Here is a 22,911-nt window from a genome sequence, read left to right as displayed (position 1 = left end):
ATTATAATTTTTGCAAAGATTTAATTTTATTTTCCAAAATATTTTTTGGAGTAAGTCCTATAAATTTTTCATTTAAATTACCATTTTCATCATAAAAAACAATCACAGGCACTCCAAAAATTCCACCACTTGCTTTAGATAAAAAATCACTTGCTTTAAGTTCATATAAAAGCGGTAATTGCAAATTTTTATCTTTAGCAATTTTTTGAGCTTCTTGTAAAGTTTTTGCTCCGTTTAAAACAGCTATAAAATGAAAATTTCTTTCTTTATAAAGCTCATTGAGTATGGGAATTTCAATCTTGCAAACTCCACAATCTTGCGTAAAGAAAAACAAAGCATAAGGAGTATTGAAATCTTTAATATTTAAAGTCTTTTTAAAGCCATCATACTCAAAAGCATAATTTACATTTGAATTTAAAGTTTTAAAATCATTATTACAAGCACTTAATAAAATCAAAGCCAAGAAGAAATAGAAGCTTTTAAATACGACCATGGCTTTTCTCCTATAATCTTATCTTGCACAATATCATCTTTAATAATAAAAGTAGTAGGAACAGCAAAAATGCTAAATCTTTGCCATGAAATATCTAAATCATCTTCTAAAAAAATAATATTTTGATAATTAAATTTTGTTACAAATTTTTTAAATTCTTCACCTTTATCTATAGAATCTACGGCTAAAATAGTGATTTTTTGAGGATATTCACTAGCTAATTTTTCCAACAATGGCAAATCTTTCAAACAAGAAGCACATCCTTGCTCTACAAAAGTTAAAACAACTAAATTATCAAAATCAGCAATTTTTACTTTTTTACCTTCTATGGTTTTAGCAGAAATTTCTGGAGTTTTTAACCCTGTTTTGCCTCCATTTGTGTTGCTATTTTCCAAACATGCACTTAAAAAAAATGTGCAAAATAATGCTAAAAATATAGCTTTAATTTTCATTTTTCATCACTCCATGACTTAATATAATAGTCCTATCAGCAAATTTAGCTACATCTATATTATGAGTAATTAAAATTATAGTTTTACCATCTTGCTTTAATTTACGAAATAGTTCTATAATATTTTTTTCATTTGCCTCATCTAAATTTCCCGTAGGCTCATCTGCTAATAAAATTTCAGGATCATTTACTAAAGCCCTAGCTATGCAAAGCCTTTGTTGCTCTCCTCCGCTTAATTGACTTGGTAAATGAGAAAGTCTATGTGAAAGTCCGACCTTTTCTAAAGCTATTATAGCATCATTTTTTTCCACACAAGAATGGTAATATTGAGCTAACATTACATTTTCTAAAGCATTTAAATAAGGTATAAGATGAAATTGTTGAAAGATTAATCCTATTTTTTCTCTTCTTATGATGCTTTTTTCCTCTTCGTTTAAATCCAACATTTCTTTACCATCTAAAAGATATTCTCCACTACTTTGAGTATCCATCAAAGAAAGTATATTTAAAAGTGTTGATTTTCCAGATCCTGATGGACCCATAATAGCAAGCCATTCTCCTTGTTTTACTTCTAAATTTATATTTTGCAAAGCCTTGACTTCGTTAAAATTACGATTTAAATTTGAAATTTTTATAATATTTTTCATCATTCACCTTTTAAATTTTCACATACATTGATTTTTAATGCTTTTTTTAGTGGTAAAAAACTTGCAAAAAATGCAAAAATCAAAGAAACCACCATAGCAAAAAGTACAGAAATAAACCTAAAATCTATACTTGCATTAAAAATTAAATATCCAAAAATATTTGCTAAAAAATACCCACTAAAAGCACCGATAAAACTAGCACCCAAACTTAAAATCAAAACTTCTACTCCAAAAAGTTTTAAAATTTGATTTTGCTTTGCCCCTAATGCCAAATGCAAAGCTATTTCTTTTTTTCTTGAAAAAATCACTGCACTAAGAGTGGTATTTACGCTCAAAGAGCTAATGAGTAAAATCACTATACTAATTAAAGCCATCAAAGCTTTCATTTTATCTAAAACCAAGCCTTCACTTATAGAAATAGATGAAATGGGCTTAGCTTCAATCTTTCCTACACTAAGTTCTTTTGCCCTTTGGTTTAAATACTCATAATCTCCAAAAACTACAGCTTGAGCATAATTAATCACTTCTTTAGAGGCTAATTCTTGAGCTTTTTTTAAAGATATGATTAAAACTCCATCTTGCTCATCATTGCTTCTTAAAATCGCTTTAATTTTTACCTTAACAACTTTAGAAATTTCAGGATTATAAATTTGTAATTCTTGTCCTATTTTAAGCTCTAATTGCTTTGCTAAATCAATACCTACAAAAGCACTATCTTCACCAAAATCGCTCAAAGAAAAACTTCCTTTTAAAACTTCTATAAAAGGCTTAGTTAGTTTTAAATTTGAAAAATCAGTTCCCAAAACTACTGCACTTGAGCTTTCAAGATTATAAAAACCATATAAAAATGGTGTAAGAGCTTTTGCTTTTAAATTTTCTTTTATTTGCATGAATTCTTGCATACTTAAAAATTCATCATTTTTAGGAGTGATGATAAAATTAGCCCCATAAGCTTTTAATTCTTTGGATAATTTAGTATCTATATCAAAATAAATATTAAAAAACGAAGAACTAACCATAGCTCCAATAAAAATAGCTATAAATATAACGCTCACTCGTTTATAAGAAAAAACGAGTGATTTAAAAACTTCTTGTATAAAAAAATTATTTGCCATATAAAACCTCTGAAGTTGAAAGTTTTGAAATTTCTTTGATTGAAAACAAACATCCTAAAAGCACTATAAGCACTGCAAAAAATACACAAAGTGGCAAAATCACCCAAGAAATCACAATAGTATGCGAAAAAATACTCAAAGCTATAAATTCTGAAATAATCACGCCAAAAATAAAACCAAAAATAGCTCCTATAAAAGCTATCACTATACCTTCTAATACAAAAATCATATAAATTTGCAAAGTACTTGCACCAAGTGCTTTTAAAAGCCCTATTTCGCCTTTTCTTCTAAAAATATCTGCACTCATTAAAGATGAAATCGCTATAGAAGCTACAATCAAACATATAACGCTAACTACTGCCATTAAAGATTGAATTTTATTTACAATTAAACTTTCAGCATCTGATACAGCACTAATTACCTTTGTGCTAGCACCTTTAAAATCCTCTGCTATTTGATAAGCAATAGAACTAACATAAGCTGTGCAATACCACTGATCATACTCAAGCTGATCAAGACTATCAACATCGCGTCTTGCTTTTTGAGCTAAGTCATTTTCAGGTATAGTCAAAGCTGATACTTCAGCTTTTGCAAATAAACCTACTTTATCTAAAATTTTTTGAGATAAAAGCAAAGAAGTGATGATTTTATTAGAAAATTCATTCACTAAATCTATAATACCAACTATTTTAACCTTAAAGATTTTATCGTTTTTTACCAACTCAACTTCGTCATTTAAACTTAAATGATATTTTTGAGCTAAGTCTTTACCTATGATAATTTCATCTAAACTATCATCTTTTGGGTATCTTCCGTCTATTTTAGCAAATTTGTATAATTCTTCTATTCCTGCATAAAAATCATCATCTTCAATTTTAATGGATTTGTTAAAATATGTCCCTAATAATGCAACATCATTAAAAGAATTTTCTTTAGTTTTCAAAGTAATTTGAGAATTTAAAAATGGTGAAAATGCATTGATGTTATTGCGCCAAAATATTTCTTTAATCGTGTGAAGTTTATTTTCTTCTAAAAAATTTTGATTTTTCAAAGGCTCATAAATTTTATTTCCAACCTCTACGCTTAAACTTGCTCCTTTTGGTAAAACTAAAATATTAGAACCATAACTTCTTAATTCTTTAGCAAGCTCGTTACCTATACCTAAAGTGATATTAAGCATGGTAGAAATTAACAAAGTAGCTAAAAAAATAGTAAAAATCGCTAGAAATTTTTGAATTTTATTTTGAAAAATAGAATTTTTGACAATCTTAACTTGCATAATCATTTCCTAAAAAATTATGGATTCTATATTTAGAGCTTTTATTGATGTTTGTATATTTTTGTGGATTATTTTTAAATTCTTCATAATTTTTTTCATTAGCAAAAAAATAAGTTCTTCCTTTATATATATAACTTTTGTATGCTTTTAGATTGATAAGTTCAGTATTATCGATTGGATCATATACTTTTTTTTCTACTATTTGAGTAAAAAAATTTACTCCATTTAAAATTTCAGAAAAAGGAATGATAACCTTACCATTTTCAAATTTATACTGCATAGGGATAGGATTACACCCTCCAGCTTTTCCAACACTTGGTAAAAAAATTCGCACATTGCAAGAAATGCAAATTAATTCTCCATCTTTTTTGATATAGCCCATATCTCCACAAATACTACAAGCATCAAATACCGCAACAGGAGAATCTTTATCTTCTCGTTTGTTAATAAGAAAAAATCTCACAACTTTTCCCTCATCGCTAATATAGGCAAATCGATGAAGTTTATTGTCTCTTAAAATTTCTACATCAAATACAAATTCATCATTTTCATTTGGTTCTACATAAGTTGGTTTATCTATACTTATAGGTTTTGAAGCGTGCAAATCATAAAATGATAAAATTCCAAAACTTAAAACACCTGTGCAAAATACACTCACGCAAAAATTAGTAATTTGAAAATTTTTTGCTTGAATTTTACGAAATTTAATATCAAAATCTTTAGTTTTAAAAAAACTATCGTTTTTCTTCTTAAAAGCTAAAATCATACTCACTAAAATAAAACCTAACAAAATATAAGAATAAAAATGTACATAATACACACTCTTTGCTACATAAGTCAGATACAAACTTTGCGTTTCTATAACGCCTGTTCTCATTAGGTAAAGTAAAATTTTTGCCAAAGATTCATTAAAATAAAAAATACAAATTACTATCAAGAATACATTTAAAATTTTAAAATTAAATTCCCTCGCCCAACATATAAAAAGATAAAAACCAATACATAAAATCAAAGCAAGTAAAATCAAAGAAAAAGAATTAATCGCCAAAGAGTCTATCAAACTAGAGCTAAATAAAGGAAAATCTACAGAATTTGAAAAATATTTTACACTAAATACGAAAGATAAAAGCAAAATCAAAACGCTTTGTATTGCTTTTTTATTAAAGATATTCTTTATAAAAAACAAAAAACATATTGCCAAACTTGCAAATGCTAATAAAATTGCATTAAAAAAATTTAGCACATCATAGGCTAAATTTTTTGCACTAATAAAAAATGCAAAATATGCAAATACAAATCCCACAAAACTAAGCTTAAAAACAAAAAATTTATTTAATTTATAAAAGGCCAATGCACTCAAAAATGCATAAGGAAAAACTGCTGTAAAAAAATGTATAAAATAAATTGACATTGTTAAACTCTTAGATAAAATTTATGTAAAAAATCTTGAATTTCATACATAAATCCTAGCTAATGCTAGGATAATTATTTTGGTGCACCAGTATATTTAAAATTATACTTTACTGAAAATGGCTCAAACCATTTACCAACACCTGTTTCTTTATCTACATGTCTTCCAAAGCCTTGTTTTTCTGGATTATCTATCAAAAAAACTAACTCATAATTTCCTATGCCTGTATCCATTTTAAGATTTGCTCCATAGTGAGGGCCATCATCTGCTACCATAGGCATTAAAGTTCCTGTTTTGACTTTTCCATTATCAAGATTAGTAAGTTTATAAGCTACGGTTAAATATGGGATCCAAAAGCCCTCTGGAAAACCATTTTTATTGCCCTTTAAAGCATGTATGTCTGCTTCAAGATGAATATCAGCCAAACTAGCTGCAAGATCAATTCCTCTTGGCTCCATTTCGATAGGTTGTAAATAAACTGCTGCTATCTCCATACCATTTAATTCATAAGGATCGCCAATTGGCACTTCTGCAGCAAAAATAGAACTAGCAAAAATACTCATTGCTGCACTTAAGCTTAATAAAGTTTTTTTCATATTTTTTCCTTTCTGTTTGAAATTTGTTTTGTTATAAAAATACCCACAACGAGTAAGATTAAAACCATAAATTGAGGTATGATGCTCTCATAATAAGGGTAAATTCCAAGCCACAAAATTCCATCAAAATCAAAAGGAACTAAACTTGGAGTAATGACTTTAGCCTCTATAAGCTCGCCTATACCCTTGCCCATAAAAACAAAAACCATATAAAAAATAATGTATGAAGTGATATAAAAAAATTGTTTTAATGGAATCTTTAGAGCACCAATTTTTAATAAATAATATAAAATACTTAAAATAATTAACCCACTAGCTAAACCTGCTAAAATAAAACTATAGTCTAAATTTGTTTTTGCATCAAATAATAAAGCCTGATAAAAAAGTATAGTTTCTGCTCCTTCTCTAAAAACAGCCAAAAACACACTAAACCACAAAGCTTTAGCTGAATTATTAGAAATAGCTTCTACTGCTTGAGTTTTAACAAAATTAATCCATTTTTTATTGTGAGCATTGGATAAAAGCCAAAATCCTACATAAAAAAGCAATACTACTGCAACAAGCATGGTGATACCTTCTAAAAGTTCTCTACTTTGTCCAGCTTGTTCTTTAAAAAACCAAGAAATTAAAAATGCACTTACAAAACTTAAAAATACCCCGCTCCAAAAAGCTGAATATACTATATTTAAACGCTTTTTATTGCCACTTTGCACAAGATAGGATACTATAGCCACAATAATAATCAAAGCTTCCAATCCCTCTCTTAAAATAATTCCCAAAGCCCATATAAATAATGAAATCGGGGAAGATTCTTGAATTTTATCTAATGATTGTTCTATTAATTTTTCAAGTTCATCAAAATTTTGTTTTAATTCTTCTTTAGAAGCACTTGCTTTAATTAAAGCTACACCTTTTGAAAAATAGCTTTCAATTTTTAATTTCAAAGCACTATCAACTGCTCCTATTTTGCTTTCCATACCACTTGCTTCAAAAATATCTAAATAAATATTTTGTAAAGAATCTATACTATTTAAACTAAACCCTTCGTAATTTTGTAAAAGCTCATTCAAAGCAATCTTAATATCATCATATACTTTAGAATAATCTTTTAAATTTAATTCTTGATCATCAAAGCCTTTAATTTCAAGTAAAGATAATTCTTCTTTTGGTAAGGTTAGAAACGCTTCATATAATAGATCTAAAATATTTGAAACTTCTTCTCTCATCATTTTTTCATCTAAAGTATTATTATTAATTTGTCTAATGATAGATCTTAGTTTAGTTTGAATTTTTTTATCCATACCAGCTTTAGTGTATCTTGCAACTAAAATTTCTACTTTTGAATTTCTATAATTTTCAAACAAAGCAGCTTGAATGAGATCTTTTGCTTTTTGATAGTTTTTATTGGTAAAAGCTAAAACAGCTTGATCTAATTTAGAACTCATCTCATCAATTAAAAATTGCAATCTTGCATCTAAATTCGAAGTTTTTTGAAGATTTGATAAATTTTGATCTAAATTTTGATTTATGGATATATTTTGATCTTTTACTTCTTCTCCAAGTAAAGTTGAAAACATCTTAGCAGCTTCTTGTTGTCTTTTTTTCTCAGCTTCTAAAGAAGCATTTTGAATAAATGCATCATCATAATTTACATCGCTAGCTTCGGCTTTCAATTGTAAGCCTTTTTCTAAAATTGGCACAATTTCATCTAAATCAAATTTTAAACTAGCAATTAAAGCTTCAATTTTAGAAATTTCTTCTTTATCTTTATACATTTTTCTAAGATTATTAAATTTTCGCTCCATAGTAATGACTTTTCTGCCTATATTTCGCCCTATAGAACCTTCCATATTTTCAAAATGTTGAAAATATGCATCTTCAACTTTCTTTTTAGCTTGTAAAAAATGATTTTCTTTATACAATAATATACTTTGTTCTAAAGCTTGTTTAATGGCTTGACTTTCTCCTTTATAATCAATTTCTCTTGCAAAAACAAATGAAAAAAATAAAATTATAAAACAAAGAAATTTTTGCAACACTTTTTATCTCCAATAAAAATATATTTTTAAACAAAGTAAATAAAAGTATAATACTTGGATTCTTAATTTAAGATAAACATTATCATTATTTATTTCATAAAAATTAAATTTAATAAAACCAATATTAGCCTGATAAACTAATTTATCAAGCTTTATTATAATCAAACAGTTTCTTTTAAAATTTTTTCGATATATTTTTCTCGTAGTTTTTGAGTATAAAAGCCAACTTTTCCATCTTTAATCACTTTACTATCTGCTTTAATTACACCTAAAATTAAAAAAGTAGCAGCGGAAATAAACACTTCATCTGCTTCATAAACTTCTTTCATACTAAAGGCTCTTTGATCTACTTTAAGTCCTAATTCTTTTGCAAATTTTAAAATATTTTTGCGTCTTATACCTGGTAAAATTTCATTAGAAAAAGGTTTAGTAATTAAAATATTATTTTTTATAATAAAAGCTGAACTACTTGAACCCTCTGTTACCAAAGCATTTTCTACCATGAAAGCTTCAAAAGCTTTAGCTTTTATGGCTTCTTGTTTTGCAAGACACTGAGCAAGTAAAGAAATTGACTTAATATCTCTTCTTTTCCATCTTAAATCCGCTGTTGAAATCACATTAATACCACCTTTAGCAAATTCATGCTCAATCACATTACACTCAAAAGCAAAAGCCATGATAGTAGGTTTTAATCCTTCTAAAAGAGCAAAGTTTCTACTTGCTACACCTCTAGTAACTTGTATATAAATTCCGCCCTCTTTTAAAGAATTTTTTTCAATTAATTTTTTAAAAAATTCTTCCATTTCTTCTTTAGAAAAAGATAATTTTAGATTAATTTGAGCCAAACTTCGTTCAAAACGCTCCCAAAATTCCTCCTTATCTGCTATTTTAAAATTGACTATAGGAACTACTTCATAAATTCCATCTCCAAAGATAAATCCTCTATCAAACACACTTATTTTAGCCTCATTTGATTTTACAAATTCACCATTTAAAAAAACTATTTCTTTTTCTTCCATATTTTTTCCTTAAATTTTATAAAACAGTATAGTTATTAACACTCATTATAATACAAAATAATTACCATTAATTTTATCAAAAATAAAAATATGTTAAAATACTATATTAAATCACTTTATTCTGGATTGGAGCGATGAAAATTAAAGAATTAATTTTAAATTCCATTTTTAAGATTTCAAATCAACCTGTCAACCTAAAGGATCTTTTGGAAGCCAATGCTTTATTAAATGAAGGTATGTTAGTAGATCCTGCTAAATTAAATTATAAATTTAAAATCTTAAACTCTTATCTCATATACGCTATTTTATGCGCCTTAATTTTGATACCTTTGTTATTAATTACTCATTATTTTTTAACTATTGTTAATTTTCATATTAGTATCTTAAGTTCTGTTTTAGTTACAGCTTGTATTTTTATAGGATATGATATATTTAAAATTTACACAAGAAAAATTATTAGTAAAAAATTAATTAAAAAAGCTTGGGTTTTACATTTTCCATATTTTGCATATGAAAAATACTCTAAAATTGCTGAAAATATTTACAATCAAGCTATCAAAGAAGAAATTCCCAAAAACCAACTAGAACAATATGTATTAGAAAAAATCATCCAAACAAACAAATAATTAATCTAGATAATCTAAAACTTGATTTTGAAAATAAATTGCTTCAAGTTGTCTTTGCAACTCTTTATTTTCCTCATCCAAAACCCACTCCTGCGAGCGTAAATCAGCTATATCTCTACTAATATAATAAATTTGATTTCTTATATAAATTTGAGGAAAAAACACAAGTAAAGCAAAAATCAAAATAACACCCGCATACGATAAATGTTTTAAACTTAAATTTTTATTTTCTTCTGTTTTTATACTATCTAAAAGTTCATATTTATCTTCTATGCTGTATTCTAATTGCTCTTGTGCTTTTTGTTCTTGCAATCTTACTTCTTCTTGAATTTGTTTTTCTTTTTCTAGTTTTTCTTTTTCGAGTTGCTCTTGTTTTTGCCATTTCTCTTTTTCAAGTTTTTTCTTTTCTTTTATTTCTTGTTTGAGTTTTGCTTTTTGTTTTTGATTTTCTTTTATATTTTGAATTTTCAAAGAAACATAAGCATTGCCTTTTGTTACTATTTTAGAAATTTGCTCAAATTGAAAAGATTTATTTTCAAGTTTTTCGTTAGAATTGACACTTTTTTCTTTTGCTATTGGTTTTTTTGAATTTATATTTTTATTTGCTTTTTGCTTGTTTTTTTTGAAAAAATTTAGCTTAATTGAAAAAGGTTTTCTTTCTTCTAATTTCACATTAATTAAATCTTCTTTTAAATAAATTGAAGATTGTTTTTTCGGTTTTTCTTCATATTCTTCATCAAAATCTGTAAATTTAGGTCTTTTTTTACGATTAATCCTACTTTTTAATATCCGATCATTTTCGTTTAATTCATAATGATTCTCATATACTCTACCCTCTTTTATGGCTCTTGAGTATTTGAGCATTTTTTCTCGTATATTTTGTTTTTCTTTTAAAAAATCATCATTAGTCATAATTTACCTAAAATGAAAAATTCGCATCTTTGCACAACTTGATCTACTATTGTATCTAACTTCTTCTTTGGAAGCACTTATAGCTTTTTTACTAAGAATCTTTCCAAGACTATGGTTTTTTCCACACTCGCATCTAAAAGCTTTTTCATCACAAATACAATCTTTTTCCCATCTTTTAAAAGTATTTTTAACTAATCTATCTTCTAAGGAATGAAAGCAAATTATCGCGACTTTGCAATCTTTTAACTTAGCCTTTTCAATACTATCAAGTAATCTTTTAAGTTCACCTAACTCATCATTAACTTCTATACGCAAAGCTTGAAACACAAGCAAAGCTAAACTTACATTACGACCATGAAATTTAGCATCACCTATAATTTTGGCTAATTCTTTTGCACTTGTGATTTCTTTGTGATTTCTTGCTTGTATAATTTTTGAAGCTAATTTTTTTGAGATAGAACCTAAATCTCCATTTTCTCTAAAAATTTGCTCTAATTCTTCTTCAGAGTATGAATTTACAAGCTCTTTAGCACTCAAACTTGCATTTTGATCCATTCTCATATCTAAAAAATCTGAATTCAAAGAAAAACCTCTATCATTTTTATCAAGCTGCAAAGAAGATACTCCAATATCTGCTAAAACTCCTCTTAAATTTTGTGTAAAAATTTTATCTAGTATATTTTTAAAACCAAGATGATAAAAAGAAATTCTATTTGAAAATTCATTTAAAAAGGCTTTTGAAAAATTTAAAGCTTCTATATCTTTATCGCAAGCAATTAAATTTAAATTTGGATGAGCTTTTAAAATAGCACTACTATGTCCTCCATACCCTAATGTGCAATCTAAAAAATCTCCTTGATCTAAATCTTTAAAAACATCTAAAACTTCTTGCAATAAAACTGGTATATGCAGACTTTTCAAATCAAACCTTTTTATTTTTTAGTATAATATCTCAATTAAGTTTAAAAAAAAGGCTTTTTAGTGAATAAAGACAATATTATTTCTCAAATTCAAATGCTTTCTTCATCTATGTTTAAAAAAAATTTTTTTGGAATCTCCCATGGATCAATTTCAGCAAAACTTTCTCCAAGCTCTTTTATCATCAATAAAAATGACGCTTTTTTAAACCAAATTAATGAAAAAAATCTTAGTGTTTTAAAATTTAGCAAAGATTATAGCTGGAATGAAGCAAATAGCGATTGCGAAATACACAAAAGCATTTATGAAAATATCCCTGAAGCCAAATTTATATGCTTTGCTTGTCCATCTTACACCCTTTCTATGAGTTTAAATCATGATTTTATTACCCCTCAAGATTATTTTGGCGAAATTTTTTTAGAAGAAATTCGCATTTATAATCCCAAAAATTACGAAGATTGGGAAGATAGATCTCAAACAGAAATTTATCGCTATATGTTAGAGCAAAAACAAAATTTTGTGGTGGTTAAAGGATATGGCATTTTTGCTTATGGTAGAACAAGCTATGAACTTGGAAAAATCATAGATTTGATTGAAAATTCTTGTAAAATCATTTATTTAGCTGAAACTAATTTATCATGATTTTAAAAAATTAATTTTTGATTAATCACAATTTATCTATAATTTGTAATTTAATTCATAATTAAGTTTGATTGGGGAAAAAATGCTCACTTGGATGCAGCATCATAAAAAATATTTAGTTATAACAATCTGGATTAGCGTTGTTGCCTTTGTAGGTGCAGGTTTTGTTGGTTGGGGAAGTTACGATTTTAATACCGATCGTTCTAATGCTGTTGCTAAAGTTGGCGATGAAAAAATTAGCTATGATGAATTTAATCTTAAATATTCTCAATTATTTGCATATTATTCTCAACTTAACGATGGAAACTATACTCAAGAACAAGCTTTAAAAGATGGTTTAGATACTCAAGCAATTAACGAACTAATACAAGAAAAATTACTTCTATCTTATGCAAAGACTTTAGGACTAAGCGTAAGCGAAGAAGAAATTGCCTATGATCTTGCTCATCAAAAGGTTTTTCACAACGAATCAGGTGTATTTGATAAAAATCTTTACTATAATATTCTTTCAAGAAACAATTACACTCCAAAAACTTATGAAAAAATGATTCACGATGAGCTTTTACTTAAAAAAATCAATGTTATTTTTAATATCCCTTTAAAAGAAGATGAAATAGATATGTTTGCGGCAAGTTTTTTGATGCAAGATAAATTAAAAATCCAAGCAATTTATGTCAATGAAAAAGATATTGTTATAGACGAAAAAGAGCTCTATCAAACTTGGGAAAAAAATAAACAATTATACAAAAGCGAACCAAGCTATGAATTAGCAACTTATTTTTTAAAGCCAGATTTAACACAAATTGATGAAAAAGAGCTAGCAAAATTTTATGAAGAAAATAAAAATGATTACAAAGATTTTAATGGAAAAATACTAAGCCTAGAACAAAGTAAAGAAAAAGTTCTAAAAGATCTTAATCTTGCAAAATTAAAACTTAAAGCAAATGAAAGCTATGTGGCACTAAGAAAGGGTGAGTTAAATTTTGATACAAATATTACTATTGAAAATACAGATATTTACTATCCTTTAGAAGCTATACAAAAAAGTAAAGAAAAAGATTTTATCAAGCCATTTAAATTTAAAGATGGTTATATGATTGCTCAAATTTTAAAGATCAATCCTATACAAACTCAAACTTTTGAACAAGCAAAAAATGAAGTTAAAAAACTATATATCAAAGAAAAAACAAAACAAATATTAGAAGAAAAAGCTAAAAATGCATTGGAAAATTTCCATGGTATCGACATAGGAACTTACAGCAGAGATTCTAGTAAAAATAATAAAGTGAGTGATAGTATTATGAACAATACCGAATTTAGCGAATTTTTAGCACAAGTTTTTGATACTAATAAACAAAAATCTTATGTTTTATTTGATGATAAAGCTATAGTTTATGAAATTATCGAACAAAAACTACAAAATAAAGAAAAGGAACAAATTTATAAATTTATTATAGAACAAAGTGCAAGACAAACAAAACAAGCACTTTTAAAAGAAGAATTATTAAAAAAATTAATCGAACTTTATTCAATCAAAAGATACTATAAAGGAAATGCAAATTGAACATCTTAGGAATTGATTTAGGCTCTGTACAGACTTGTGCAATCTTAGCTCAAAAAAGTGAAGAAGGATTAAAAATTATAGGTTTTGGTAAATCAAAATCTAGCGGTATAAAAAAAGGAGCAATTACTAATATAGAATTAGCTTCAAAGTCTATAGAAGAAGCAGTAGCAGATGCACAAATGATGTCAGGAGTACATTATGATAAAGTAATTGTTTCTATATCTGGAGCATACGCAAAAAGCGTAGATAGCATAGGTGTTGTAAATATTCCAAATCAAGAAATAGGAATTAAAGAAATCCACAGAGCCGTTAGCACGGCTAAACATACAGCTAACATACCAAGTGGATATGAAATCATCCATGTATTGCCTTATAATTTTAAAGTTAATGATCTTGAGCATGTAGAAGATCCTTTGGGAATGAGTGGAAATCGCTTAGAAGTTTCTACACATATTGTCATTTCTCAAGAAGTTCATATAAAAAATTTAAAAAAAGCAGTCGAACTTGCAGATCTTAGAGTAGATAATATTGTTTTATCAGGCTATGCTTCATCAATTGCTTGTTTTGATGATAGCGAAAAAGAATTAGGTGCTGTCTTAATCGATATGGGTGGAGCAGTATGCGATATGGTCATACATGCAGGAAATTCTGTAAGATATAATGAGTGTTTGCAAATTGGCTCAGTTAATATTACTAATGATTTATCCATAGCTTTACACACGCCTCCAAAAGAAGCTGAAAAATTAAAACTAAATTATGCTTCTTTAGCACAAAATGAAAATTCTTTAATACAAATTCCATACATGGGAGATGAAAAAAGAAAAAATGAGGTTTCTATCGAAGTTATTTCCAATGTAATTTATGCAAGAATAGAAGAAACTATTATCATTTTAGCAAAAATGCTAAGTGATAATGCAAGTGCAAATCAAGCAGGAGCTGGTATAGTCTTAACCGGAGGTATGACAAAATTTGCAGGACTTGATAAACTTGCTTCAGCTTACTTTGATAATAAAGCTGTTAGAATAGCAAGTGCAAAAAAAGACACTATGGATGGCTTTAAAGAAATATTTGATGATCCAGAAAATAGTTGTGCAATAGGACTTTGTTTATATGGTGGTGGTTATTTCACCCCTTATGAGTTAGATTCTAACGAGAAATTAAGGTATAAAGGCGAACCTGAAATTATAAATAAACAAATTAAACAAAATTTTGTCATAGAAGAATATGAAGAAAAAGAAGAAAAATTAGAAGAAATTTTTCAAGATAGACAAATTTTTGATGAAGAGAAAGAAGAAATAAAAAAAGTTGAAGTGAAAAAAGAGAAAAAACCTAGTTCTTTTTCTAAAATTTGGAATAAAATTATAAACCAGTTCTAATTAGGAGAATACAAATGAGTGAATTTTTGGTAGAAGAAATGCAACACGCAAAAGGTGCAAAGATAAAAGTTATTGGCTGCGGTGGAGGCGGCGGAAATATGATTGATCATATGGTCAATATGGGCCTACATGATCTTGATCTTATTTCAGCAAATACTGATGCGCAAGCAATAGCTAAATCTCAAGCTAAAACAAAAATTCAACTTGGAGAAAAAAAGACCAAAGGTCTTGGGGCTGGCATGCAACCTGAAATAGGTGCAGAAAGCGCTAGAGAAAGTTTTGAAGAAATAAAAGCTGCATTAAGCCAAAGTGATATTGTGTTTATATCAGCTGGACTTGGTGGCGGAACGGGAACAGGTGCGGCCCCTGTAGTAGCTCAAGCAGCTAAAGAAGCTGGAGCTTTAACAGTTTCAGTGGTTACTATGCCTTTTGCTTTTGAAGGAAAACAAAGAAAAAAACTTGCTGAAGCAGGTTTGGCAGAATTAAAAAAAGAAAGCGACTCCATCATTGTAATTCAAAATGAAAAATTACTTAGCATACTCCCTAAAAAAGCTGGTATCAAAGAAGCATTTAAATTAGTTGATGATATTCTTACAAGAGCTGTAAGAGGAATGGTTTCTATACTTTTAGAAGATGGCGATATCAATGTAGACTTTGCCGATGTTAGAACAGTTATGAGCCACAGGGGTTTAGCATTAATGGGCGTAGGTCAAGGAGAAGGTGAAAATGCTATCATGGAAGCATTAGAAAGTGCTATAGAATCACCATTACTTGATGGTATGACTATGAAAGGTGCTAAAGGCGTAATTATACATTATAAAGTAGGGCCTGAATGCTCACTTCTTGAAATTTCACAAGCTACACAAAGTATTAGTGATGAATCGGATGAAAATGCTAAAGTAATTTTTGGTGTTACTGCTGATGAGAGTATGGGAGATCGCGTAGAAGTAACCATCATAGCTACAGGTTTTGAAGATAAAAATGAAGTTCAAGCCAAAGAGCAAGAAGAAAGCAAAAAAAATTCATATATAAATTTACGCAAAGCTAGCGGTGGTTTTGATGAGGAAGTTATTTCTCAACTTGATGTACCAGCATTTTTGCGTCGCCAAATGGATTAATTTAATCCATTTATGAATCATACTTTATTATGTGATTTTTATGAATTAACTATGGCTTATGCTTATTTTAAACAAAATAAGCATAAACAAATAGTCTATTTTGAAGTTTTTTTTAGACAAGCTCCTGATAATGCAAAATATACTATTTTTGCTGGTTTAGAACAAATTATCCAATATATACAAAATTTTTCTTTTACAAAAGAAGATATTGAATTTTTACAAAATACCGATTCTTTTAGTGAAGATTTTTTAAATTACCTAGCTAATTTAAAATTTAGTGGTGATATTTATAGCATACAAGAAGGTGAATGTATATTTGCTAATGAGCCTATATTTTATGTTAAAGCACCTATTATAGAGGCTTTATTATTAGAAACTTTTATACTTTTAACACTAAATCATCAATGTTTAATCACAACAAAAGCAAATAGAATTTTTCAAATTGCAAAAGAAAAAATACTTTTAGAATTTGGCTCTCGCAGAGCTCATGGAGCAAATGCTGCTATAAATGGAGCAAGAGCTGCTTTTATAGGTGGATTTAACGCCACTTCTTGCACCCTAGCTGCAAAAAAATTCAATATCCCTTTAAGTGGCACCATGTCTCATGCGTGGGTGCAAATGCATGATAATGAACTTGATGCTTTTAGATCTTATTGCAAAATTTATAAAGACAATATCACACTTTTAGTAGATACCTATGATTGTATCAATGGTATAAATAATGCTATTTTAATTTTTAAAGAATTACAAGCTAAAAAAACTTTAAAAAATTATGCTATACGCATTGATTCTGGGGATTTATTAAAACTTTCTAAATTAGCAAGAAAAATGCTTGATCAAAATAATTTAAAAAATTGTAAGATATTTGTAAGTAATGCTTTAGATGAAAATAAAATTGCACAACTTCTAAAAAACAAAGCTCCAATCGATGGCTTTGGCGTTGGAGAAAGACTTATCACTTCTGCAAGTTGTCCTGTTTTTGGAGCTGTTTATAAATTAGTAGCTGTAGAAAAAAATCAACACATTATCCCTAAAATAAAAATTAGCGAACATTCAAACAAAACCACCCTACCTTCGTTTAAAAAATTGATACGATATTATAAAAATGAAAAAATGGAATTTGATAAATTATATAATCACGATGAACAAATAACTCAATATAAAAATTTACAAGCTAAAAATATGCTGAAAATGATTTTTAAAAATGGACAATTAATATATAAAATTCCTAATTTATCTTTTATACAAAATTTTTATAAAAAAAATATTCAAAGTTTGAAATCTTCACATAAAAGATTAAAAAATCCAAGCACTTACAAAGTAAAAATTTCAAAAAAACTACAAGAGTTAAAAAAGAATTTAACTTTAATTTAGCCTTTAGATCTTATTTTAACTTCATCTTCTACTTCAAGTAAAAATCTATCTACAAGCTCACCTTCTTTAAGCTTTGCCACCACTTCTCCATGTCTTATAACCAAACCTTGATTTTTGCCAAAAGCTATAGCCACATCAGCTCCTTTTGCTTCACCCAATGCATTTACCACACAACCCATAACACTAATATTTAATGGCTCTTTTATATGCTTTGTTTTTTCTTCTACTATTTTTATAGCTTTTATTAAATCACTTTGTATTCTTCCACAGGTTGGACAAGATATGATATTTACTCCACTTTTTTGAACTCCACTATCTTGTAAAATAGCTCTTGCTACACGAATTTCTTCTTCAAGTTCTCCTGTCATGGAAACTCTCATAGTATCACCTATACCTTTTAAAAGTAAATTTCCAAGCGCTATAGAACTTTTTATAGTACTATGAAATTTAGTTCCAGCTTCAGTTACCCCTAAATGAAAAGGATAATCACAAAGCGGGCGAAGTCTTTCATAAGCTTCTATGGTTTTTTGAGTATCTGAAGTTTTCATAGAAATTTTTATATCAAAAAAGTTAAAATCTTCTAATAATTTTATATTATATTTTGCACTTTCTAGCATGGCTTCTATATTGTAACCATATTTATCAGAAAATTGCTTTTCTATAGAACCATGGTTTATACCTATGCGTATTGGAATTTGTCTTTGCTTACAAGCATTAACCACTTCTTTTATATTTTCTTTAGAGCCTATATTACCTGGGTTTATTCTAATACCATCTATAAATTCAGCACAATATATAGCTAATTTATGATTAAAATGTATATCGACTATCAAAGGCAATGGGCTTTGTGCTTTTATCTCTTTTAAAGCTCTTGCATCGGCCATGTCTAAACATGCCAAGCGAACTATATTAGCTCCAGCAAAATAAAGTCTATTTAACTGCTCTAAAGAACCTTCAATATCTCTTGTTTTTGTAAAAAGCATAGATTGCACAGAAATTGGTGCATCACCACCTATTAAAACATCACCTACTTTGATTTGTCTTGTTTTGTATCTTTTCATAACTTACTCTAATAATATTTTTATATAATTTTATAATATTTTATTTAAAATCAAAAAACACTAAGGATTTAATATGCAAAATTTACTTAATTTTTTATCTACTAACTTAGATAGTAAAAAAGCAAATTTGTTATTAAACACCTTAAAAAATAATCAAAGTGAAACTTTTCAAAAATTTATCTTAGACAACATCACTCATATTGTAACTTGGCTTAATTGCAATGAATTTAAACAATATAAAAATAATCCTTATCCACCATTAATAAATCCTAAAAATATAGATATAGAACCTAGTGAGTATTGCGCCAATTTAGCTTGGAACTTAAATATCCCTTTAGAAAATGCAAAATTTGTTTATATATCACCTCATGGTGTTGGTGCTGCTGCTTTTTTAACTTTGCTTAATGAGTTGTGCAATGTGTATTGTCCTGCATCTTGGGTGCTTCCAAATGATGGATGCTATAGATATAGTTTAAATTTTATATCTTTGCTTACATATTCTCAAGTTGCTATTAATATATCTGAAACTAATGTCTTAAACCTAGATAAATATTTAAATTTAATAAATCCCGATATACCAATATTAATCCAAACAAGAGATCCTATATCTTTATTAAGACATTCTTATGGAAGAGATTGGAGTAAAGTTCAAAGAAATTATAACCCAAATTTTGATTTAAATTTTAATTTCCAAGAATATATTGATTTTTTAAAACCAAATAAAACTTATATGAAGGATAATTTTGAAACTTTATTGGAAAATACTTTTATAATGCACGCCTTGCTTGATAAAATCGATACAAGCAAAATTGTCTATATAGATATGCAAGATCTCAAAACAAATAAAGTTTATAACACTTTGACCAAATTAGCAAATCAATTTCATTTTACCCCCCCCCATAATGATAAAAATATTCTTGAAAGAAAAGAATTTAGAGGTTATATTAGATATTTACTTCCTTTAAATTTTAAAGTAGATGATAAAATTAATTTAACTATCAATAGATACCATAACAATAATGAACAAATAAACATTTTCTCACATATCAGCAACAATGACCTTAAAAATAACATTGGAATTTATATTGACAAAACCAAAATAGATCAATTGTTAAATCACAAAAATTATAAAAATATCAAACAATATTTATCCAATTTTTTAGATGCTATTAAAGAAGTTGTAGATTACACAGAAGCAAATTTAATGAAAGAAGAGGAAGTGCTAGATTATCTTAAAAACAATGAAAAAGCCAAAAATAAACTTAAAGATATACTAGATAAAGAATTAATCCATATCAAAAAAGTGCGCCCTGATATAGTAAAATCTTGGAGTTATTACCAAGAATTTAAAAATTTTTTTAACTAAAATCAATTGGATCTATATCGCAAATTATATTTTTAAAATTTAGTGCAAAATGTTCTATTTTGACTAAATTAAAATAATCTTTACTTCGCACTAATACATAAAATCTCCATTTTTTATGAAGCATTTCAATAGCACAAGCACCGCTTCCTACTATTTCAACCTCATTCATTTGGCAAAATTCAAGCATTTTTTCACAAATTTGTATCGCATTGACTTGATGTTCATCTTCAATTATTAATCTTAAAAGCCTTTTAAACGGCGGATAAAGCCGCTTCCTTGCGTTTAATTCATCTTCTAAAAAACTATCATAATCTTGTATATATTTTTCAAAAAAGACTTTATTTTTAGTTTGCAAAAGAACTTTTCCACACCCTTTTCTACCAGATCTTCCTGCTACTTGCATAGCTAAAGCTAAGGTTTCTTCCAAAGCTTTGAAATTTGGTCTAAATAAATACTCATCCAAACCCAAAATCACACTTAAATTTACATTATGATAATCATGCCCTTTAGCAAGCATAGAAGTGCCTACTAAAATATCTATTTTTTGCTGATTAAATTCTTTTAAAATAGTATTTAGCTTTTTTACACTACTAATTTCATCACTATCAAATTGCCTAATTACAGCATTAAATTCACTTAATTGCTCTTGCAAATATTCACGAAGCTGTGCTGTTCCCATTTTCCTAGCTTCTAACATATTGCCTTTACAAGTTGGACAATATTTATCAATCTCTTTTGTAAAATTACAATAATGACATTTCAAAGCATTTTTATTTTTATGCAAACTTAGCGCAACAGAACAAAATGGACATTTAATGGTATTAGCACAATCTTTACATAAAATTTGCCTAAAATTTGCCCTTGTAGGCAAAAATACAACTGCTTGTTTTTTTTCTTTCAAAGTGCTTCTTAGCTCTAAAAGCAATTTAGAAGATACACTAAGCTCACTTTCATCATATAAAAACTCTTTTTTACTTTCAAAAAATGTCCCTTTTAGTCTATAAACTGGATGTTTATAAAAACTAGAAACACTAGGGGTGGCAGAACCTAAAAGTATTTTAATATCATTTTTCTTTGCTAAAAATAGCGCTAAATCTCTTGCATTAATTCTTGGATTATTACTGGCTTTATAAGAATTATCATGTTCTTCATCAACTATAATAAGCCCTAAATTCTCAAATGGCAAAAACAAAGCAGATCTAGCTCCTGCTACCAAAAGAGCTTTAGAATTTGCTAAATTTTTTAAACACTCTTGTTTTTTGTTTTTAGAAATTTTAGAATGCCATAAGAAAAAACTATCTTCAAAATATACTTTTAATCTTTTTTCCATTTGCGGAGTTAGGGCAATTTCTGGCATTAAAAGCAAGACTTGTTTGCCTTTTTCTAAATACTCTTTTATCAAAGATATATAAATTTCTGTTTTTCCACAACCTGTATCACCAAACAATAATGAACTTTGATGATCTTTTATAAATTCTAAGGCTTGTTTTTGCTTGGCATTTAAATTGGGACAATTTTCTATGTGTATTTTTTTAGTTTGAGTATAAAAAGTAGTACTTTCAAACATTCCCAAGACAAAAGCGATTTTACTCGCATAATAATAAGCTATAAATTTAGCAAGCTCATATTGTAAATTAGTAATTTTATTAAGTGTTAATTCTTTAATCTTTTGGGTGTTAAAATTTGGCTTTGTACATTCTTTTAAGATTATGGCTTTGAGATTTTTTTTTCTAGCAAGATCAACTATAACCTCGCTTAAAGGCTCAATTTTTTCATCACTTTCATAGATTAAAGTATCAAGATAATACCCCTTTATAGCAAGCTCATAATATCTCAAAGCCCATAATCCTTACAATTTGAACTAACACACTCTAAAAATACCTTTTGATTATCATAAGAAAAATCCACATATTTTTTCGCATCGATAAAATATCTATATTTGGTATTTGCAATTTTCATCCATGTTTTTTTACTAGAAACAATGGCTTGTTCTAAAACACTATAAGAGCAACAATTTCCACTAAGACATGCTTGAATTTGCTCATTAGAGCAAGAAAAAAGTTTTTGATTTTCTATATTAGGCAAAGCTTCATCTAAAACTTTTGGAAAATTCACATTTTTATTAAATACAAATTGATTTTTTAATACCGCCAAAGATGAATTTATCATTTGAATTTCACTTTTTAAACGAATAATTTTCGCATCCATTTTGTTAAATGAAAAATAAGGATAAGCTAGTGCTGATAAAATAGCTATAATAATCATGCAAAAAATAAGCTCTATTAAAGTAAAAGCTTTTTTATATTGCATTTTCTTTGATTTCTTTATCTATAGTGGTAATAATTTTATTTAATTCTTTTTTTACAATATAGTTTTCATAACTAAGTTTTATAAAAGCATTTATGAAATTTGCCAGCTCTATTTTCCCAGTTCCTCCTGAAATCAGAGCTATTTCATCTTCAAGATGATTAGCAAATTCATTACTGCAAGTTACGACAAAATCTTTAGCATAGACATTGATTGTAACTTTTCTTTGGTTATTATTTGCCAAGAACAGCCTCTATTTTTTTGAAGATATCTTCACTTTGAGCATTGCGTGATTTTAATTCTTCTTCTAAGCGAGCGATTTGATTACTTTTTGCTTCATTTTGTGCTTTTACGCTAACTAATTCATTTCTTAAATTTTCATTTGCTTCACACACTTCATTGTATTTTTCAATCAACTCATTTACCTTGTCTGTCATAGTATTGATAATTTTTTCATCATACATAATTTTGCCTTTTTGATTTTAATTATAAGAGTATTTTAAATGTTTAATTGTAACAAAAAAAAATTTAATTTTGCATAGCTTTTTCTTTTAAAATTCAAATTTTTACAAAAAATTTTGTATAAAATTTATGAAA

At 27.5% G+C, this 22,911-nt stretch carries 23 protein-coding genes; 7 read left to right on the top strand and 16 right to left on the bottom strand.

Annotated features, from left to right (window positions below; genetic code table 11):
- Position 1: 1 nt before the first annotated feature.
- The 9 genes from FPD38_RS02310 to dat form a co-directional block, all read right to left on the bottom strand.
- Positions 2-463, bottom strand: coding sequence for a TlpA family protein disulfide reductase (locus tag FPD38_RS02310; protein WP_261798274.1), 462 nt, complete (start codon positions 461-463; stop codon positions 2-4).
- Positions 454-945 (bottom strand): TlpA family protein disulfide reductase, encoded by a 492-nt coding sequence (locus FPD38_RS02305; protein ID WP_147555180.1) that lies wholly within the window; start codon positions 943-945, stop codon positions 454-456. The genes FPD38_RS02310 and FPD38_RS02305 overlap by 10 nt, the downstream gene beginning before the upstream one ends.
- Positions 935-1,594, bottom strand: a complete 660-nt coding sequence (locus tag FPD38_RS02300; RefSeq protein ID WP_261798273.1) for an ABC transporter ATP-binding protein — start codon at positions 1,592-1,594, stop codon at positions 935-937. The genes FPD38_RS02305 and FPD38_RS02300 overlap by 11 nt, the downstream gene beginning before the upstream one ends.
- Complete coding sequence (locus tag FPD38_RS02295) at positions 1,591-2,706, bottom strand: ABC transporter permease (RefSeq protein WP_147555178.1); 1,116 nt, start codon at positions 2,704-2,706, stop codon at positions 1,591-1,593. Before FPD38_RS02295 ends, FPD38_RS02300 begins: the two co-directional genes overlap by 4 nt.
- A complete protein-coding gene (locus FPD38_RS02290; RefSeq protein ID WP_147555177.1) occupies positions 2,696-3,985 on the bottom strand; it encodes an ABC transporter permease in 1,290 nt (429 codons plus the stop codon). Before FPD38_RS02290 ends, FPD38_RS02295 begins: the two co-directional genes overlap by 11 nt.
- On the bottom strand, positions 3,975-5,396 hold the full coding sequence (locus tag FPD38_RS02285; RefSeq protein WP_147555176.1) for a Fe-S-containing protein: 1,422 nt from the start codon (positions 5,394-5,396) through the stop codon (positions 3,975-3,977). The genes FPD38_RS02290 and FPD38_RS02285 overlap by 11 nt, the downstream gene beginning before the upstream one ends.
- Positions 5,397-5,470: 74 nt before the next feature.
- Entirely contained in the window at positions 5,471-5,992 is a 522-nt protein-coding gene (locus tag FPD38_RS02280; RefSeq protein ID WP_147555175.1) for an iron transporter, read from the bottom strand.
- Positions 5,989-8,028 carry an FTR1 family iron permease gene (locus tag FPD38_RS02275; protein ID WP_147555223.1) on the bottom strand — a complete coding sequence of 680 codons (2,040 nt, stop codon included), beginning with the start codon at positions 8,026-8,028 and terminating at the stop codon, positions 5,989-5,991. The genes FPD38_RS02280 and FPD38_RS02275 overlap by 4 nt, the downstream gene beginning before the upstream one ends.
- Positions 8,029-8,192: 164 nt before the next feature.
- On the bottom strand, positions 8,193-9,050 hold the full coding sequence (gene dat / locus FPD38_RS02270) for a D-amino-acid transaminase (RefSeq protein WP_147555174.1): 858 nt from the start codon (positions 9,048-9,050) through the stop codon (positions 8,193-8,195).
- 134 nt (positions 9,051-9,184) lie between these two features.
- Between dat and FPD38_RS02265 the strand changes: the two genes are divergently transcribed.
- Positions 9,185-9,676, top strand: a complete 492-nt coding sequence (locus FPD38_RS02265) for a hypothetical protein (RefSeq protein ID WP_147555173.1) — start codon at positions 9,185-9,187, stop codon at positions 9,674-9,676.
- Here FPD38_RS02265 and FPD38_RS08125 read toward each other — a convergent pair whose 3' ends face one another.
- Positions 9,677-10,588, bottom strand: a complete 912-nt coding sequence (locus FPD38_RS08125; RefSeq protein WP_187153083.1) for a hypothetical protein — start codon at positions 10,586-10,588, stop codon at positions 9,677-9,679.
- A 3-nt stretch (positions 10,589-10,591) separates the two neighbouring features.
- The gene (gene rsmH, locus FPD38_RS02255) at positions 10,592-11,509 is read right to left on the bottom strand and encodes a 16S rRNA (cytosine(1402)-N(4))-methyltransferase RsmH (RefSeq protein WP_147555172.1); all 918 of its coding nucleotides are present in this window, start codon (positions 11,507-11,509) and stop codon (positions 10,592-10,594) included.
- 60 nt (positions 11,510-11,569) lie between these two features.
- Here rsmH and FPD38_RS02250 point away from each other — a divergent pair, with 60 nt between their 5' ends.
- The 5 genes from FPD38_RS02250 to FPD38_RS02230 all read left to right on the top strand — a co-directional run bounded on the left by FPD38_RS02250 (position 11,570) and on the right by FPD38_RS02230 (position 17,580).
- On the top strand, positions 11,570-12,148 hold the full coding sequence (locus tag FPD38_RS02250) for a class II aldolase and adducin N-terminal domain-containing protein (protein ID WP_147555171.1): 579 nt from the start codon (positions 11,570-11,572) through the stop codon (positions 12,146-12,148).
- An 82-nt stretch (positions 12,149-12,230) separates the two neighbouring features.
- Positions 12,231-13,712, top strand: coding sequence for a peptidylprolyl isomerase (locus tag FPD38_RS02245; RefSeq protein WP_147555170.1), 1,482 nt, complete (start codon positions 12,231-12,233; stop codon positions 13,710-13,712).
- Positions 13,709-15,088, top strand: coding sequence for a cell division protein FtsA (gene ftsA, locus FPD38_RS02240; protein WP_147555169.1), 1,380 nt, complete (start codon positions 13,709-13,711; stop codon positions 15,086-15,088). Before FPD38_RS02245 ends, ftsA begins: the two co-directional genes overlap by 4 nt.
- A 14-nt stretch (positions 15,089-15,102) precedes the next feature.
- Positions 15,103-16,206: a cell division protein FtsZ gene (gene ftsZ / locus FPD38_RS02235; RefSeq protein ID WP_039665878.1), complete on the top strand. Its 1,104-nt coding sequence runs from the start codon at positions 15,103-15,105 to the stop codon at positions 16,204-16,206.
- A gap of 12 nt (positions 16,207-16,218) precedes the next feature.
- The gene (locus FPD38_RS02230; protein ID WP_147555168.1) at positions 16,219-17,580 is read left to right on the top strand and encodes a nicotinate phosphoribosyltransferase; all 1,362 of its coding nucleotides are present in this window, start codon (positions 16,219-16,221) and stop codon (positions 17,578-17,580) included.
- Here FPD38_RS02230 and ispG read toward each other — a convergent pair.
- Positions 17,577-18,641: a flavodoxin-dependent (E)-4-hydroxy-3-methylbut-2-enyl-diphosphate synthase gene (gene ispG / locus FPD38_RS02225; protein ID WP_147555167.1), complete on the bottom strand. Its 1,065-nt coding sequence runs from the start codon at positions 18,639-18,641 to the stop codon at positions 17,577-17,579. The two genes, FPD38_RS02230 and ispG, sit on opposite strands and share 4 nt — an antisense overlap.
- 73 nt (positions 18,642-18,714) lie before the next feature.
- Between ispG and FPD38_RS02220 the strand changes: the two genes are divergently transcribed.
- A complete protein-coding gene (locus tag FPD38_RS02220) occupies positions 18,715-20,007 on the top strand; it encodes a DUF2972 domain-containing protein (protein WP_147555166.1) in 1,293 nt (430 codons plus the stop codon).
- On the opposite strand, the gene FPD38_RS02215 is transcribed toward FPD38_RS02220, so the two are convergent.
- The 4 genes from FPD38_RS02215 to FPD38_RS02200 are packed head-to-tail and all read right to left on the bottom strand — an operon-like array spanning position 20,000 to position 22,778.
- A complete protein-coding gene (locus FPD38_RS02215) occupies positions 20,000-21,844 on the bottom strand; it encodes a primosomal protein N' (protein ID WP_147555165.1) in 1,845 nt (614 codons plus the stop codon). The two genes, FPD38_RS02220 and FPD38_RS02215, sit on opposite strands and share 8 nt — an antisense overlap.
- The gene (locus FPD38_RS02210; RefSeq protein WP_147555164.1) at positions 21,841-22,317 is read right to left on the bottom strand and encodes a type II secretion system protein; all 477 of its coding nucleotides are present in this window, start codon (positions 22,315-22,317) and stop codon (positions 21,841-21,843) included. Before FPD38_RS02210 ends, FPD38_RS02215 begins: the two co-directional genes overlap by 4 nt.
- A complete protein-coding gene (locus FPD38_RS02205; protein ID WP_147555163.1) occupies positions 22,307-22,558 on the bottom strand; it encodes a hypothetical protein in 252 nt (83 codons plus the stop codon). Before FPD38_RS02205 ends, FPD38_RS02210 begins: the two co-directional genes overlap by 11 nt.
- Positions 22,548-22,778, bottom strand: a complete 231-nt coding sequence (locus tag FPD38_RS02200) for a hypothetical protein (protein WP_039665884.1) — start codon at positions 22,776-22,778, stop codon at positions 22,548-22,550. The genes FPD38_RS02205 and FPD38_RS02200 overlap by 11 nt, the downstream gene beginning before the upstream one ends.
- Positions 22,779-22,911: the final 133 nt, after the last annotated feature.

The organism is Campylobacter volucris (assembly GCF_008011665.1).
GTDB lineage: Bacteria > Campylobacterota > Campylobacteria > Campylobacterales > Campylobacteraceae > Campylobacter_D > Campylobacter_D volucris_A.
Note: the sequence above shows the minus strand (reverse complement) of the source record. Positions and strands in the feature narration are given on the sequence as shown.

Bases quoted from the DNA above. Each gene is read 5' to 3' on its own strand.
- FPD38_RS02305 (WP_147555180.1), bottom strand. From the start codon at position 945: ATGAAAATTAAAGCTATATTTTTAGCATTATTTTGCACATTTTTTTTA.
- FPD38_RS02300 (WP_261798273.1), bottom strand. From the start codon at position 1,594: ATGATGAAAAATATTATAAAAATTTCAAATTTAAATCGTAATTTTAAC.
- FPD38_RS02295 (WP_147555178.1), bottom strand. From the start codon at position 2,706: ATGGCAAATAATTTTTTTATACAAGAAGTTTTTAAATCACTCGTTTTT.
- FPD38_RS02290 (WP_147555177.1), bottom strand. From the start codon at position 3,985: ATGCAAGTTAAGATTGTCAAAAATTCTATTTTTCAAAATAAAATTCAA.
- FPD38_RS02285 (WP_147555176.1), bottom strand. From the start codon at position 5,396: ATGTCAATTTATTTTATACATTTTTTTACAGCAGTTTTTCCTTATGCA.
- FPD38_RS02280 (WP_147555175.1), bottom strand. From the start codon at position 5,992: ATGAAAAAAACTTTATTAAGCTTAAGTGCAGCAATGAGTATTTTTGCT.
- dat (WP_147555174.1), bottom strand. From the start codon at position 9,050: ATGGAAGAAAAAGAAATAGTTTTTTTAAATGGTGAATTTGTAAAATCA.
- FPD38_RS02265 (WP_147555173.1), top strand. From the start codon at position 9,185: ATGAAAATTAAAGAATTAATTTTAAATTCCATTTTTAAGATTTCAAAT.
- FPD38_RS08125 (WP_187153083.1), bottom strand. From the start codon at position 10,588: ATGACTAATGATGATTTTTTAAAAGAAAAACAAAATATACGAGAAAAA.
- FPD38_RS02245 (WP_147555170.1), top strand. From the start codon at position 12,231: ATGCTCACTTGGATGCAGCATCATAAAAAATATTTAGTTATAACAATC.
- ftsZ (WP_039665878.1), top strand. From the start codon at position 15,103: ATGAGTGAATTTTTGGTAGAAGAAATGCAACACGCAAAAGGTGCAAAG.
- FPD38_RS02230 (WP_147555168.1), top strand. From the start codon at position 16,219: ATGAATCATACTTTATTATGTGATTTTTATGAATTAACTATGGCTTAT.
- ispG (WP_147555167.1), bottom strand. From the start codon at position 18,641: ATGAAAAGATACAAAACAAGACAAATCAAAGTAGGTGATGTTTTAATA.
- FPD38_RS02220 (WP_147555166.1), top strand. From the start codon at position 18,715: ATGCAAAATTTACTTAATTTTTTATCTACTAACTTAGATAGTAAAAAA.
- FPD38_RS02210 (WP_147555164.1), bottom strand. From the start codon at position 22,317: ATGCAATATAAAAAAGCTTTTACTTTAATAGAGCTTATTTTTTGCATG.
- FPD38_RS02200 (WP_039665884.1), bottom strand. From the start codon at position 22,778: ATGTATGATGAAAAAATTATCAATACTATGACAGACAAGGTAAATGAG.